The sequence below is a fragment of the Agrobacterium sp. rho-8.1 genome, from assembly GCF_033957725.1.
Classification (GTDB): Bacteria; Pseudomonadota; Alphaproteobacteria; order Rhizobiales; family Rhizobiaceae; genus Agrobacterium.
Genome location: NZ_CP192791.1, coordinates 1 through 14,302, shown reverse-complemented (window position 1 = coordinate 14,302; position 14,302 = coordinate 1). Strand labels below are relative to the sequence as shown.

At 52.4% G+C, this 14,302-nt stretch carries 13 protein-coding genes and 1 pseudogene; 6 read left to right on the top strand and 8 right to left on the bottom strand.

Features of this window, described 5'->3' with window-relative positions; all coding sequences use genetic code 11:
• Nucleotides 1-370: 370 nt before the first annotated feature.
• The 4 genes from RMR21_RS23870 to RMR21_RS23855 all read left to right on the top strand — a co-directional run bounded on the left by RMR21_RS23870 (nucleotide 371) and on the right by RMR21_RS23855 (nucleotide 4,442).
• Nucleotides 371-2,386 (top strand): aq_1923 C-terminal domain, encoded by a 2,016-nt coding sequence (locus tag RMR21_RS23870; RefSeq protein WP_498672491.1) that lies wholly within the window; start codon nucleotides 371-373, stop codon nucleotides 2,384-2,386.
• Between the two features lie 111 nt (nucleotides 2,387-2,497).
• A complete protein-coding gene (locus RMR21_RS23865) occupies nucleotides 2,498-3,271 on the top strand; it encodes an SMI1/KNR4 family protein (protein WP_498672489.1) in 774 nt (257 codons plus the stop codon).
• A 307-nt stretch (nucleotides 3,272-3,578) separates the two neighbouring features.
• Nucleotides 3,579-4,202 (top strand): hypothetical protein, encoded by a 624-nt coding sequence (locus RMR21_RS23860; RefSeq protein WP_498672487.1) that lies wholly within the window; start codon nucleotides 3,579-3,581, stop codon nucleotides 4,200-4,202.
• A 90-nt stretch (nucleotides 4,203-4,292) separates the two neighbouring features.
• The gene (locus tag RMR21_RS23855) at nucleotides 4,293-4,442 is read left to right on the top strand and encodes a hypothetical protein (RefSeq protein WP_498672486.1); all 150 of its coding nucleotides are present in this window, start codon (nucleotides 4,293-4,295) and stop codon (nucleotides 4,440-4,442) included.
• Between the two features lie 296 nt (nucleotides 4,443-4,738).
• Here the strand turns inward: RMR21_RS23855 and RMR21_RS23850 are convergent, their stop codons facing one another.
• The 3 genes and pseudogenes from RMR21_RS23850 to repC (RMR21_RS23840) all read right to left on the bottom strand — a co-directional run.
• Nucleotides 4,739-5,044, bottom strand: coding sequence for a helix-turn-helix domain-containing protein (locus tag RMR21_RS23850; protein ID WP_498672484.1), 306 nt, complete (start codon nucleotides 5,042-5,044; stop codon nucleotides 4,739-4,741).
• Nucleotides 5,041-5,325 carry an addiction module toxin RelE gene (locus RMR21_RS23845; protein ID WP_498672482.1) on the bottom strand — a complete coding sequence of 95 codons (285 nt, stop codon included), beginning with the start codon at nucleotides 5,323-5,325 and terminating at the stop codon, nucleotides 5,041-5,043. Before RMR21_RS23845 ends, RMR21_RS23850 begins: the two co-directional genes overlap by 4 nt.
• Nucleotides 5,326-5,437: 112 nt before the next feature.
• Nucleotides 5,438-6,207: pseudogene (gene repC / locus RMR21_RS23840) on the bottom strand (replication initiation protein RepC); the annotation flags it as partial.
• A gap of 89 nt (nucleotides 6,208-6,296) precedes the next feature.
• Between repC (RMR21_RS23840) and RMR21_RS23835 the strand changes: the two are divergent.
• The gene (locus RMR21_RS23835) at nucleotides 6,297-6,611 is read left to right on the top strand and encodes a hypothetical protein (protein ID WP_498672480.1); all 315 of its coding nucleotides are present in this window, start codon (nucleotides 6,297-6,299) and stop codon (nucleotides 6,609-6,611) included.
• A 568-nt stretch (nucleotides 6,612-7,179) separates the two neighbouring features.
• On the opposite strand, the gene RMR21_RS23830 is transcribed toward RMR21_RS23835, so the two are convergent.
• A complete protein-coding gene (locus RMR21_RS23830) occupies nucleotides 7,180-7,266 on the bottom strand; it encodes a WGR domain-containing protein (protein ID WP_498672660.1) in 87 nt (28 codons plus the stop codon).
• A gap of 681 nt (nucleotides 7,267-7,947) precedes the next feature.
• On the bottom strand, nucleotides 7,948-9,192 hold the full coding sequence (locus tag RMR21_RS23825) for an MFS transporter (RefSeq protein ID WP_498672478.1): 1,245 nt from the start codon (nucleotides 9,190-9,192) through the stop codon (nucleotides 7,948-7,950).
• A 106-nt stretch (nucleotides 9,193-9,298) separates the two neighbouring features.
• Here RMR21_RS23825 and RMR21_RS23820 point away from each other — a divergent pair, with 106 nt between their 5' ends.
• Nucleotides 9,299-9,739: a winged helix-turn-helix transcriptional regulator gene (locus tag RMR21_RS23820; RefSeq protein WP_498672476.1), complete on the top strand. Its 441-nt coding sequence runs from the start codon at nucleotides 9,299-9,301 to the stop codon at nucleotides 9,737-9,739.
• Nucleotides 9,740-10,623: 884 nt separating this feature from the next.
• Here RMR21_RS23820 and repC (RMR21_RS23815) read toward each other — a convergent pair.
• From repC (RMR21_RS23815) to repA, 3 genes are all read right to left on the bottom strand, one after another.
• Complete coding sequence (repC, locus tag RMR21_RS23815) at nucleotides 10,624-11,862, bottom strand: plasmid replication protein RepC (protein ID WP_498672474.1); 1,239 nt, start codon at nucleotides 11,860-11,862, stop codon at nucleotides 10,624-10,626.
• Nucleotides 11,863-12,014: 152 nt separating this feature from the next.
• Entirely contained in the window at nucleotides 12,015-13,034 is a 1,020-nt protein-coding gene (repB, locus tag RMR21_RS23810; RefSeq protein ID WP_498672473.1) for a plasmid partitioning protein RepB, read from the bottom strand.
• A complete protein-coding gene (gene repA, locus RMR21_RS23805) occupies nucleotides 13,031-14,239 on the bottom strand; it encodes a plasmid partitioning protein RepA (protein ID WP_498672469.1) in 1,209 nt (402 codons plus the stop codon). The genes repB and repA overlap by 4 nt, the downstream gene beginning before the upstream one ends.
• Nucleotides 14,240-14,302 lie beyond the last annotated feature (63 nt).

The following is a 14,302-nucleotide window of genomic DNA, read 5'->3' as shown; positions in this document are numbered from 1 at the left end:
CTTTGGCGTATATTGAGCCATGAGAATAGATCAGCTGGTGACCGAACCGTTATCGCGGTTAACAGTGTTTAGATACGTTAACGAACGCGTTGATCAACCGGAGGACGATATTGGTGTTTAGGCACCACACCACAAGCTCGCCCACTTCTAAAATCGAGGATGCGACGGGTCCCCGCCGTCACGCCAAGATAGATCAGACCACCCGATATCAAAATCGCAAATGCAAATCGAACGGGATACCCATTGATCTGCTTGAGCAAACAACGGGATCATGTTGCAAAACTTCCGCTGGCCGCTGTGCACCTCTTGCATAGCAACTTTCGCGTGCCTAAAAAGCGCACAGATTCAATTCGCTGAGGGGACCAAATTCGTGGAACAGCAAGGTAGAAAAGCCAGCACGGGCCGACGCAAGGCTCTATGGGCGACCGCTGGAATTATCGCTGTTACTGCCACTGGTGTTGTCGGGGTCAAAATCTACTACGAGACAAAGGTCAGCGAACTTCTTTCCAGCAGCGGAGCAACGGCCGGTTCCGTCGATGTCGATTTTTTAGGCCAAATTCATGTCCGCGACCTGACATTACCTCTGGCCGACGGCAAAACGATAAGAATCGCGGCGATCGATGGACGGCCCAAGCTTCCGTTCCTGGACGGCGCGCTTGATATCAATGAAGTCGCGATCGATGTGCCAACGGGGACACTCTCGGTGGCACATGCGCGCATTGAGAATGCCATCGTTGAAGATGCCGTGCGCTCGGACGAACCAGGCGTTGGCAGTGCCCAATCTCTCGGAAAGCGCATCGAGCGCTTCGCGGCGACGCGGATATTCACCCCAGAGATGACACTTACGCAATCCATTGCCAGCACCGAGCAAAAAACCGTTTACAGGAACATCACGCTCTCAGACGTTGCCGATGGGCGGATCGCCAACTACACGGTGGACACTGCCAGCTACGACATCAAGATGGAATTGCCGAACAGTGCCGACGAGCCCAAACAAAAGCATATGGTCGTCTCAACCGGTGCCATCGTCGGCCAGGATTTCAATGCGGCTTTTATAGCGAGGCTTTACACTGAAAAAGCAGGTCCTCAAGACAAGGAAGCAAAGCCGGTCTATGGCCCTCTGTCAGTTAAAAATATTTCCTTCACTGAGGGCGACGGTCGTTTCAGCTACGACGAGATCCGTAGTGATGGTTTCACCGCCCGCATGCCAGCCGAGCCGCTTCTTGACACTTTGAAAACACTTGCGACGCTCGAAGCGAATGCTGAACCGTCACCGCAGGAACGACAGGCTTTTTTTGCCAAGGGTGTGTCTATCCTTGACATGATAGGCAAGAGCAACATGCAATTGCTGGGGCTCAAAGCAGACGTACCGAACGAAAGTGAGGGGTCGGCTGGTAAGCGTGTCATTGGCGGCATTGATCGCATCGACATGCAGATGGAGAGCCGCAAGCTTAGTTTTGGCCTTTATGGCCTGTCAATGAAGTGTGGTGACGACACGATCGAAGTGGGCGAGGCAAGCCTCAAAGGGTTTGACTGGAGCTCAACGATTGAGGGTCTTTCACAAATTGTCGGACTAGACGATACGCAGATCGAAACATCCGCTTTTACGCGCCTGATACCAGAACTGGGCAGAGTACGTGTCGGTGGTATCAATGTCGATGTCGCCACCCTGGAAAAGACAGACGAAACCACGGCATATATGCCTGAACGCGTTCAGTTCAAACTCAAGAATTTCGAGATAGGGCTGACAAAGCCCTATAACGGTATCCCGACCGATATTGAGATCAAGCAGGACGAACTTTCTGTTCCCATTCCGGTCGATTCATCGGAGGAGGTGTTCATTGAAGCGCGTAAACTGGGGCTGGAATCTCTCGCCCTGTCTTATGCTCTCTCTGCCGGATGGGATGAGCCGAACAAGAACCTGCACATCAGGGAAATCTCTCTCCGCAGCAAGGATTTCGGCAGTGTCAATCTTTCCGGATTGGTCAGCGGGTTTACAGAAGAGTTCTTCGCGTTCGATGTCGGCCGTGCTCAGGCCGCCCTCTTCGGGCTCGCGGGTCGTGAAGTAAAACTGACAATCAGAGACGAGGGTATGATGGCCAAGGCGATCAAACTTTATGCTCTGCAGAATAAAATGACCGAAGATCAGGTGCGCGGTACTTTGACAATGGTGGCCAGCATGATGTTGCAGCAGATTGCGGCCGAACAGCCCAAACTTCAGAGTGCAGTGGAAGCACTGGTTCGCTTCGTCAGCACTCCTGGAACACTGATCGTGACCGTCAAAGCCACCGGCTCAAACGGGCTCGGCCTTCTGGATTTGGTTGCTGCCTCTGAATATCCGATGGGCTTGCTCGACAAGGTGGATATTCAGGCAACCTCTGAGTAACAGCTTAAAATCAGAGGTATCCGCTGAGCTATCGTGATCTGGAGAAATGTTCGAAGAGAGCGGTCGGTTTCGCCAGGCCTAACGGCTTTTGCGAAAAGGAGTTTACGGAGAATGACGAAACCTACATCTTCTTCGCTCACTTCAGACGAAGTAGAAACCGAGCGGCTTTTCCTTGGCATCTTGGACGAGCGCAAGAGGGATCGGGAATCGGCCATACATTGGCGCCCCGTTAATCCCGATATACGCCATGAGAAAAAGCGACTGAACCAGCCGGTTACGTGTGTGGATGTGAACAACATATTTACTTGGCACCTGGACCAGCACACGGTGATCGAGAACGAGACGGATCCCGAACTGACAAAGAACCGTATCTGGCAAAGGCGGGTTGGCGTAAAAGAGAGCGGCAGACTGACCGAGGCACAAATTGCGGCGCAGGAAGAGCGGCTGGGAATTCGCCTGCCAATGCCGTGGCGCGACGTCTACAAGCAATTCAACGGTGGTTGGGTGGATACCTTGTATTGGGGAGATAGAAACAACCCAAAGAGCGATGATATCGTGCCCATTCCCCAATCAACACATCAATACCTTGCGTTGGAGAATGTCGCACCTCTAAGCGATCTTCTACATGTTGAATGGGAAGAGCTCGATCTCGGCAGGCTTGATTGCAGCAGCCTTGATCCACGCCTGATTGCTATCGCATGTGCCGGAAGCCAGGCTGTTCTGCTGGACTATCGCCAAGGTCCGCCGCCACGTGTCTGCAAGGCTTTTTTCAGCAACTACGATGACGATCCTTTGGCCGGGTGGGAAACAAATGAGTTTGCTTTCTGGTGGCCAAACATGGCTGTGTTTTTTCGGGGCCTCTACCTGCAGAACCGGACGGCGTGAACCTAAACCAAGCTCACTGAGCGCTTTGGGCTGAATCCGGACTTCACCTTTGGCGCTGGCTACTTTTGCAACGCGGCAAAATCGCATTTATCGTGTCGGGCAGAATTCGGAGTTTCGCTACATCGTTCAGGAGGGAGATGTGAATCGAATTGTGGAGGGCTTGGTCATTGGGCTTTTCAGCGGACTTAGTGTTTGGATTGGGCAAATGGTGTCAGGAAGATCCTGATTTTGCAGCGCTGCCAAAGTCAATGTAACCTATCGAGCAAAATCTTGAGATTTTTCGACCGAAACGATGTTAGGAAAGCCTATGGCCGATATTGACCTCCTTCTTCTAGACGGCACTGTGAAAGATGAACCTTCTCCGGAGACAAGCTTTGGAGGCTTACCTTCCACCGATGACAGTTTCTCTTGGCCAGCATGTAAATCCTGCGGCGGCAATATGCAGTTTCTCGGTCAGGTTCGACGCACAGGCGCGCAGAAGCTCTACTTGATCTTTATGTGTCAGAACGACCCTGGGGTATGCTGGGAGTGGGACGCAGATCGTGGCGGAAATGCTGTCGTTTGTACAGGCATTGATAATCTCAAAACTGCTGATGCTCCGTCCGAAGGCGAGGTCGTTCGCGCTGGCCTGCGATATGGCGCTCGTATCGAGCGAGTCCAGTCCTCGACCTATAACAGTGCCCGTGAGGAATGGGCCCAACTGGATTCTCGCCGTCAGCGTGACGTTCTCGGCCAGATTGGCGGAAATCCAGTTTGGCTACAGGGCGACGAAACGCCAACCTGCCATCACTGTGATAAGAAGATGGGTTTTGTAGCTCAGCTTGAAACTGGCCCACACTACGAGACGGAAATGAACTTCGGGGGCGGTTGCGGTTATCTGTTTGAATGCAAATGTGAAGGAGGGAGTGGCAAGTTCCTTTGGCAAAATTGATAACCGTCGTGAAACCCGTTCAATGACCACATTTCCAATTACGTCTATGACGATGTCTCCTCTCCGCCTGACGTGAACCGAGGAGACCTCATGAATATTGAGGCGCCATGGGATTTGGTCGAAGGAGTGGCGAGATTGGCTCTCATACGTTATTCCAACGCCACTCGCGTCGAGGCCGTCGATGAAAACAGCCATGCGCAAGGGCAGTGGACTACCAAAAGCTGGTCTTCAAAACCTTAATAACGGGAGACTTGCGCACCGGCCTGTCCGGTCGAAGGATGTGGCTCGGAAGCCGGTTCTTTCTCTTTCGGGCCCCGTACCGAGAAAAAAGAGAGCCGTGAATTCAATCGCGGCTCTCTTAGGGACGGGGAAGCTCGGGAGGACTCGACCTGTCAGTTGCCACTATAGCTAGCATTTCATGCGCCAAGCTTAACTGGCGCCCAGCGATCGAACCAGTCGCTTGAAGAGGCCTTCGCCCACCCCAGAGCCAGACGTTGACTCTCGTTTTCTGACCAACACTAACAAAAACAAAGACTTCAGCTTGAGAGCGCTCGCAATACCGCTTCCGGTTCTCTTTCCATGACACGCAGAAGCGTTCGGGCGGCGCCTGAGGGCTGTCGAGCCCCCTGCTCCCATTTTTTGTATCCTGATGGGCTTGTCCCGAGGAAAGCCGCCATTTCATCTTGTGTCAGATGCAGCTTTTGGCGGATCGCCTTGGCGTCTACGGTTTGCAGATCAACGGCAGTGACACGCATACCCGCAGGGTCCCTGCCCTGCGCATGACCCAGAGCTTCGGTCATAGCCTGAATCAAATCCTCGCCGAATTTTGTCGTCTTGCTCATGGTTTGCTCCTGTACATCGCTTTGATCGCCTTTGCGAACGCAGCAATCGCCTTGGCCTCGTCCGGCTTTAAATCCGTCTTTCCGTTCTTTCCGTAAACGAGAAGCGCATAGATTGGCGCATCGTCGCTACACCAGTAATAGATAGCGCGCGCGCCGCCTCGCTTACCTTTGCCCTTGGCGCTGAATTTCAGCTTTCGGACACCACTCGCACCCGGTATTTCATCACCAGCTTGGGGATTGGTCGCCAAAAAATCAATCACATCCTTGCGCTCATGGTCCATGAACAGAGCCGCTGCCTGTTTGATGAAGAGCGATGTTTCAGCAACTGTCTACATAGTGATTATAACCCATTGGGGTAGTTATGCTGATCGAACTGGCTTTTGTCAATGATCATCAAGCCGACTGCTTTTCGACTTCCCCGTGCAACCTCAGCAGTGCCATGACCATCAGCCCGAGCGAAAACTCGCCACGCGCTGCCCGGTTGGTGAGATCACGCAGATAGCCACCGGCGGAATTGATATGCCCTGCCCTCTCCAGAATACAGGCAATCGCCACCGCCGCATTTTCAGGTCCCATGGTTTCGCAAGCCTCCTGATAGGCGGACGGGCTGACGCCCGGCATTGATCTCACCACAATCGCGGCCGACATAAGATCGCGCCAACCACCCACAGGAAAGGCCTTCAGCGTCTCAGTTTGAGGTTCGCGTCTCTTGCTCGGCTTTTCGCCCTGCTCTCTTTCAGAGCGAGGTTCAAGTTCATGGAAGGATTCGGGTTTTGAATTCTGTATGTGCTGCTCAATATGAGCATCCTTAGTGCTATTAGATTGTGAATTTGACTGCGTATCCAACAGATTAAGGATTTCCTCGAGACGACGCTCCAGTTCGTCGAGGACGCTGGCGACGTCAGCGATGGTGGGGGAGCGTGAAATGCGAGCAACGAGGTCGATGTACATGGCCTCTATCGCCATCCAGTCGCCGTCAGCCCCTCCTCTATCGCTGCAGTGATCAGCTTTCGGACATCGCGGCGGCAGATTGTCAGGTTCTCTTTCGCCTCGCGGAACGCGGAACGAGCAGCAACGACTTTCTGCGCGATGACGGCAAACTCCTCAGACCGGGCAAGAATGGGCGAGCGGTCGAAACTGAAAGCATTCTCGATCTCCCCGGCACCATTGGTCTTGTCGCAAATTGTCTGGCTTAACGGAATGTTGACCATCGGAAGAGAAATTCGCGCTCCAAAAGTTGCGGAGCAATCCAATGATTATGAATGCCATTGCCAAAAAGCTCAAGCGCCAATCAAAGGGTCATTTCAAGGGACGGCATTTCGAGGCGTGGCTGATCGTGCAGGCAGTTACCTGGTATTTGCGATACCCACTCAGCTATCGGGACCTGGAAGAGATGTTCCGTGAGCGTGGCTTCCAATCATTCAACACAGCGCGACGAACCATCTCGGGTTTTGAGGCGATGCTATGGCTGCGGAAAGGCTTCGGCTTTTCAGGCGGCTGGACTGTCAACGACCAGAACGACTTGCTTGTGCGCCTCTTTGAAATTCAAAAGGTTAACAAAGCGTGAGGATCGCTGCATTCAGCGGATAAGCCCCGCCTAGGGCGATGTTTGCGACAAGCCCCTCAAAAGACATTCAAGGCAGAGTTGGTTGTTAGAGAGATCCATGTCTAGAGTTAGGTTCGAAACTTGACCAGTAAAGCCGAGGGAGCAGCGAGGGATCCCTCTTAAGGAAAGGAAAGCCGTGCTTACCTTGTGTCGGTTGAGTATTACCAAAGTCCCCGATCAGGGCCTTACGCGGCCTGCACGAAGCCACCCCTATCGAGAAACTAAAATGCATTGCAATTTAAGCTGAGACCCGCCTCGGAGGGTCTTTCTTTGAATCCATTTACAACGCGTTTACACCTGTCCTGCGACAATAGCACAAGCGCGAAATGTATTCGATACGCGCGGCATTGACCAACTTCGCCCGTCACACTCGGCGGGTTTTTGCTTTTCAGGTTAACGACTGTTGATCTGACACGATCCACCAGAACAGCTGGGCAGGATCGCGGCAATACTACCACACATGGTTATGTAGAAGTACGGGCGCCGGATAACCGCGGTTCGTCTTGCGTGTGAAAATGTCAAAAAACGCCTAGTGTTGTGTCTTGCTTTGGCCACGGCAGCCAATTCCGCCCCAGGTCCGCGTGAGACACACGTCTCCGAACAGAGTGGATGTCATGCATGCGGGAACGACCCTTGAACCTGAAACCAAAAGAGAAAGTGTCTCATTTCAACCGATTGCTTGGGGTCAGCTGACCACATCCATAAGCTATTGTATTATATGACTTTCTTTAATTCGGCGCTACAATACACGTGTAACAGGCCTCACGACGAGCAAACTAAATATTTGTGATTGAAGCTCAAAACGATAGTTTGTCGGTGGTGCGCACCTTCTTCGGCTATCTGGCGAAATTTTCTTTGACTGCGAGGTCGATGCAAGAAAACTTATGGCGATGATGTTCCAATTGAGACTAAGCAGGGTAGGGTAGTGCATGAACCTCGATAGGAACTAACCCCTTTTGCGCTGAAGAACCGCGGTTCATGACAAAACGTAGCCTGCAAATCCCGACAGGCAAATGGTCAGATCGAACTGCGCACTCAGTTGTTGCGGAGCTGTGAATTCCTAACCCCGTATAACAGTGCAATTATGCCATTATAATAATATGATCGAAACGATCCAATTTGGGATCAAGAACTCTCGAAATGAAATTCAAGCTGATAAGGCGCAAGAAGCATAGGCTTTCGGTTACCTCTAAACAAAAGCTGCTGTCAGATGTGGTTCAAACGAGATGAGAGGCAGATATGACCGCTGCAACGACCGTCATCGTCGAAAACGGAAAATTGCAGCCTGCCCAAACAGTCATCGACGAGGGCAATGGCTAATGCGCGTTGATTGAATTGTCCTTTCCGATATCTCGCTTTTGATCCACAATGCTAGGGCAATTGCACTGAACGTGGCCCCGAGGAGAGAAATCCCCATCCAGCCGAACCACGCGTAGGTTGTTGTGGCAGCAATAGCGCCGATGGCGCTACCAACCGAGTAGAACACCATGTAGCCTCCAATCAAGCGTCCGCTTTTTAGCGGGTTGAAAGCCACGATGGCGCTGAGATTGGTGACGTGAACGGCCTGTACCGCTAAGTCCATCAAGATTATACCTACGAGCAGCATCACCATCGAAACCGGAAGGAGAGCGATTAGTCCCCAGGATGACAGCAAGAGCGCCAGAGAAACTCCTGTTGTCCATCGACCGTAACCTCCATCCGCAAGTCTTCCCGCGCATGTCGCGGCAATCGCTCCCGCCAGCCCAACCAGTCCAAATAAGCCTATTCTCGTGTGTGAATAGGAAAAGGGCGGGGCACTGAGCGGAAGGACAAGCGCGGTCCAAAACGTGCTGAAGGCAGCAAAGATCAAAAGTGCAAGCACGCCTCGATACAGCAAGCTCCGCTCTCGGAGAAACATTGTTGGAATGGAGAGTAGAGCGTGGGTATACGTCTCCGTATTCCGTTCCGTAGATTGGCGCGGCAGAATCGCCATGAAAACGATGGCCATGACAAGTGTGACAAGCGCAGATGTCAAATACACAGCCCGCCATCCGCTAATATCGGCAATTGTTCCTGCAAATGATCGCGCGGCAAGAATGCCTGTTACGATTCCGCTGGTTACCGCGCCGACCACCCTACCCCGCTGCGCCGGATTGGCTAGGGCCGCCGCCTGAGCGACCAGTGTCTGTACAACAGCAGCCGACAAGCCGACCGCACCCATACCTGCCAACAAAATCGCGTTCGTTCCCGCTGCTCCGACAATCAGAAGAGCGATCCCCAACAACAATGCCTGAGCGATGATAAGCTTACGGCGGTCAATGAGATCGCCAATCGGCACGATAAAGATCAACCCCAACCCATAACCGACCTGCGTCACCATCACGATGAGACCGACGGTGGCTGGCTGTATTCCAAGATCATGTGCCATCAGGTCGAGCAAGGGCTGCGCGTAATAGATGTTCGCTACGCTAAAACTGGCTGCGGCGGCGATGATGAGGGTCTGTAGTCCCGACAAGCCCTGGTCCCGCATTCCTGGCACGGCATTGTCTAACTTCTCTTCCATTTGGTGGCCCTCATGATCTTGTTTCGTGCCACTCCCAGACCACTTGGCTCAACACATTTCCAGTTCTAAGATAGAACCAGATTCTGAAGGATGGAGATGGGTACCGATGGTGAAACGTGTGAGCCTGTGGAATTCCGGTTGTCCGGTGGCACGGTCTCTCGATGCAATCGGAGACTGGTGGTCGCTTCTGATCATCCGCGATGCTTTCGATGGCAAGCGCCGGTTCGGTGAGTTCCAGAACGGGCTGGGCATCAGCAGAGGCGTATTGGCCACTCGGCTTGGTGATCTGGTAAGGCGGGGAATATTTGAAACCGCACCAGCATCGGATGGAACTGCGTACCGCGAGTATGTACTTACTGCAAAGGGGCGCGGGCTGTTCCCTGTCATCGTTGCACTACGCCAGTGGGGCGAAGATTTCCTGTTCACCGAGGGCGAGGAACGCTCATCAATCGTGGATCAAGAAACCGGAACACCAATCGCACGGCTCATTATTCGATCCGCCGATGGTCGATCCCTTGACTGGAGCGAGACGCGGGTCACAACTTGAACACTTAATTATTGGGATGCTTTTTTTTGGTAATGTTTCAATAATGGCGCGTCAGAATTATTGCCAGCAAGCTGCCTTTCTTCGGTCAAAACATTCGATCCATAAGCCCGTACGGAAACACTTGAGACCTATAGTTCCAAAGACTTCTATTCCGCGCTGCTGATGGACATTATTGCGTTCGTCGGTGTATGGCTGATAATATCCGACCTGCGCCAGGCTTGTAGGCACTGCTGTATTGGCGGCTGTCACAATCGAGGGGCCGATGGTAGAACTCAATAGTTCTGCAACCGCTCGTGATACAGTCGTCACGACTACGATCAATGATCGTTACGGTGCAGTTGTCAATGCGGACAAGCGGGTCCGGTACTTTTTGTAGCCTAATCAAACTTTCATCCATGTTCCATCGCCAGAACGCATTTGGAACTTATTCGATCAGGCCTCTCAGTCGGTTGCTGAAAATCAAGGTTCTGGTTGCGAAATGAGCGCGAGAACTTTGGCACGGAATGAACGGGTCGGTTGCCATATCGACGATAGAAGGGGAGAGATCACCCCAATTAACGGCAGAACCAAAACTCGGAATGGCGATGAGGCAAACACTGCCTTTGCGGCACGTATCGAGGAGCTAATTCATCTCATTTCTTACGGACCATTGTCGTCCTAAACGCGAGTCCTTACAGCCATTTTGATCGGATTTGATGCAGGGACTTTGAGTTAACTGATCGCTTGCCTTTAGGCTGACCAATGCCGTCCCCAATAATCCTTTCATCGGTGATATGGCAAGACTTACATTAGAGGACCACGCAGATACTCATCACCGACGTTCACATCGGCACAGGTTTCCAAACTGTCGATCACGAAATCCGCCTTGGCTATTGAATGACCGATCATGCAGTACGGAGAGCATCTTCACCATTTGCCTTCAACAATGCAATCACCATAGGCCCAAGCGAAAACTCCCCGCGCTCGGTCCGCTTCGTCAGATCGCGAAGATATCCACCTGGTGAATTAATGAAATTAGCCCGCTCCAGAATACAGGAAATCGCCACGGCAGCATTTTCCGGGCCCATCGCCGCACACGCTTCTTCATAGGCCGATGGACTCACTCCCAGCATTGATCGCACAACGATGGCAGCCGTCATCAGCTCCCGCCAATTCGATATTTTCCCACCCGGCCCATAGTCGTTGATCACCGGGCAGGCTCGCAGAACCATGGACAAGGGGAACGCCTTTAGCTGTTCTCCATTCAGCTTCGCCTTCGGCACGCTCATCGTTTTGGATTCAGCACCCAACTTTCCGCCCTGCTCTTTTTCAGAGCTAGGTTCAAGTTCATTAAGGAAATTGGTATTTGAATTCTGTATGTGGCGCTCAATTTGAGCAGCATTGGCGCTCTTATTTTGTGTATTTTTGTTATTTTCCAGGTATTTGACGGCTCGAGTATGCAGTCCCTTCATTTCTTCAAGCAGTTGCACCAGGTTTTCTCGCGTACCCTTTCGGGGAATCCGGGCCACAAGCGCGACATATCTAGCCTCTATCGCGTGCCAGTCCCCTTCAACCTCTTCCTCTATCGCGACAGAAATCAATTTGCGAACATCCCGGCGACACACAGTCAGGGCTTCTTTCGCGTTTTTGAACGCCGCTCGCTCCGCTATCACTGTCTGGGCAAGGACCGCAAGTTCTTCCGAACGCGCGAGCAGAGGTGACAAATCAAAGCCGTAAGCAGTGTCAATCTCGCCGTTGCTATCCTTGCGCGCAAAGCGCTTACCATTCGCGCTGTCTTTGCGAGTGATCAGGCCCGCCTGGACCAAGACGGCAATGTGTCGACGCAACGTCGCTCCTGCCATGCCATGAGCGCGAAGTCCCAGCTGAAGATTTGAAGGAAAAACGATCAGGCTGGCATCTTGACGGAGCTCTGTTTCGGGATAGAAACTCAATAGCGCATCAAGGACAGCTAAGCTATTTGACTGCACACCCAGCAAACTCATTGCTGCTGACGCATCTCTCAAAATCTTCCACTTATCCGCCGCTTTGCCAATCTTGATTTCGGCTGTGGCTGACTGTGTTTTTACAAGGGCAAGCGTCATTGGTCGCCGCCCAAAGGGCGTCGTTATATTTCCACTCTGCATCGTCTTTCACCTTTCAAAAGGCAAAAGAAATCAGCTCACCAAATCGGTGCCAAAAACTCTTGACGTAGATTCGTGAAAATGCGATTCTCTAGTTGCTTAGACATCGAGAAGGGCTTCCACGGGCAACCGTTGGGGGCCTTTTTCTTTTCCGCTTAGTCTCCGTGTTTCGTTGTCGGTTCACTGCGATACTCTTGGTAGAGTTTCGGCAACTGTTCGAGCATAAAGGCCGCGAAATCCGGCGTCGCCTTCCTGTCGATGATAATTTCGAGCCTGCTTTTGCTCTTGATTACCTGAGCAAGCCTGTCTCCGTCGGGCGTCGCTAGTACCTCTGGAATTCCGCGTGCAGTGCGAGCGGGCTTCAGCTTTGCCACAAGGGCCTTGAATCGGTCGGCTGATGGCAGAGATTGCACTTCCTTAGAGGCCGCATAATCGACGGCATCTTTTGGCGACGATATTTTCTGAAACAGCTCTGCGAACTGCTGCCAGCTCGGGCGACCAATCCCAGGAGCAGCTCCGATTGCATCAACAATCTCAGGGGGTAGGGCATCGATAAGCAGAATCATTTTCGACAAATTGCTCCTGTCGATCGAAAGAGCAGAAATGACGACATCGCGAGAGAACTGGCTGTTTAACTTATGCGCAAAGCGTGCCTTCTCAATGAAGGTGAGATCTTCACGTTCGTTGTTTTCCTGACCCTGAGCGACGACCAGTTGTTCATCTGTCAGTTCACGCACGACAGCTTTGACCGGCAGTCCTAACTCCGAGACTGCTCTCAGTCTGCGGTGCCCGAAAGCGACCTGATAACGATCAGAGTGATCAGGATGAGGGCGGACCAAAATCGGGACCTGCTGACCTTGCTCCTTAATCGATGAAATTAAACCATCAATTTCACCCTGCATTCGGTCTTGAACGAAGGATGGTTCAACAGCTTCTGTATCCAGTTCAATGACGGCCTGACCTTCGGCAAGACGGCGTTCGATTTCTTCGGCACGGGTCAGCCGTTCGTTTTGCTCGCGAAGGGCATTACCAATACTCGCCGTCAGTTTCTTTGACGGATCTCGCTCTTTTCGTGCAACGCCCATCAGGGGCATGGGGCGGTTCTTTGTCGTCCTATTGTCAGGAGACTGGCTATTACCCTCTGTGGAAACTCCAAGGATTTGTTTACGGCTCATGTTCTTCCCCACGCAGCCTTGATCAGGGCTTCAATCTCGCCATTTACCGCGTTCATCGATTCCAGCGCGCGGTCATAGGTCGAGCGCGTGAACTGGTTACGCTCGACCTCGAAAAGTGTCTGGTTGGTTAACCCAGCGTCCGAGACGGCCGTCGTCTTGAGCATTGGGAAATTGAGAACATTTTCTCCGAATATCGACCGCAAATATCCTACCATCTGATTTTGTGGACCATCGCTCGGCTCGAAGCGAGTTATCAGGTAACGCATCCAGTTAAATTTGAATTCTGCACCTGCGTTCTCGATTTCCCGCAGAAGGTTTGACGTCATTGCCAGAAACTGGTTCATCGACATGACGTCGAGCATCTGCGGATGCACCGTGACAAGGATTGAGGTGGCGGCAGTCAGTGCAGACAATGTGAGGTAACCAAGTTGTGGCGGGCAATCGATGACCACGACATCGTAGTTGTCAGCGATATCCTCGATCACTTGGCTGATCCGGCTATAAAAGAGGGTATCACCCTGTTTTCGTTTCATCAAAGCGCGCGGCGTGTCATGCTCGAACTCCATGAGTTCAAGATTACCAGGAATGAGATGAAGGTCGGGGATGTACGTACCCCGTACGACCTGCTCGATCGGCACCTGCTCATCGTCATATCGTATCGCGCCATAGAGGGTTTCGTTCGGCCCGACATCTGTTTCCGGCTGGCTTCCAAACAGAGCTGACAGACTTGCCTGCGGGTCAAGATCAATCGCGAGTACTCTGTATCCACGCATGGCGAGATACTGAGCAAGGTGTGCAGCGGTCGTCGTCTTGCCAGAACCGCCCTTGAAGTTCATAACGGAAACGATCTGAAGCTGCTCGCCATCCCGGCGATGGGGAAGATAGCGTCGGCTTCCGCGGCCTTGATCCATATGCTTGCGGATTGTGTGGATGTCCTCAATCGAAAAAATGCGCCGCCCGCCTGGGCTCGTTCCGACGTTGAGCTCTGGCATCTCGGATGCGGTTTGCCTTAGATATGATTCACCGACACCCAGAAGCTTGGCAGCTTCCGACGGGGCAAACGTCCGTATGCTCTTCTCGGCAGTCGGTGGAAAGATCTTAAGGTGATGTGCCTGAAGTTGAGTTGATAAAGCATCGGCATGACGCTCCATCAAGGAGGTCAGACCTTCAACTACGGACGGTGCCTTTGAGGCGGTCTTCGCCATTTCAAACCCAATTTCTGCCATCGGCGATATTTTTCGCGAAACCAATAAAGTTCCGCCACTCAT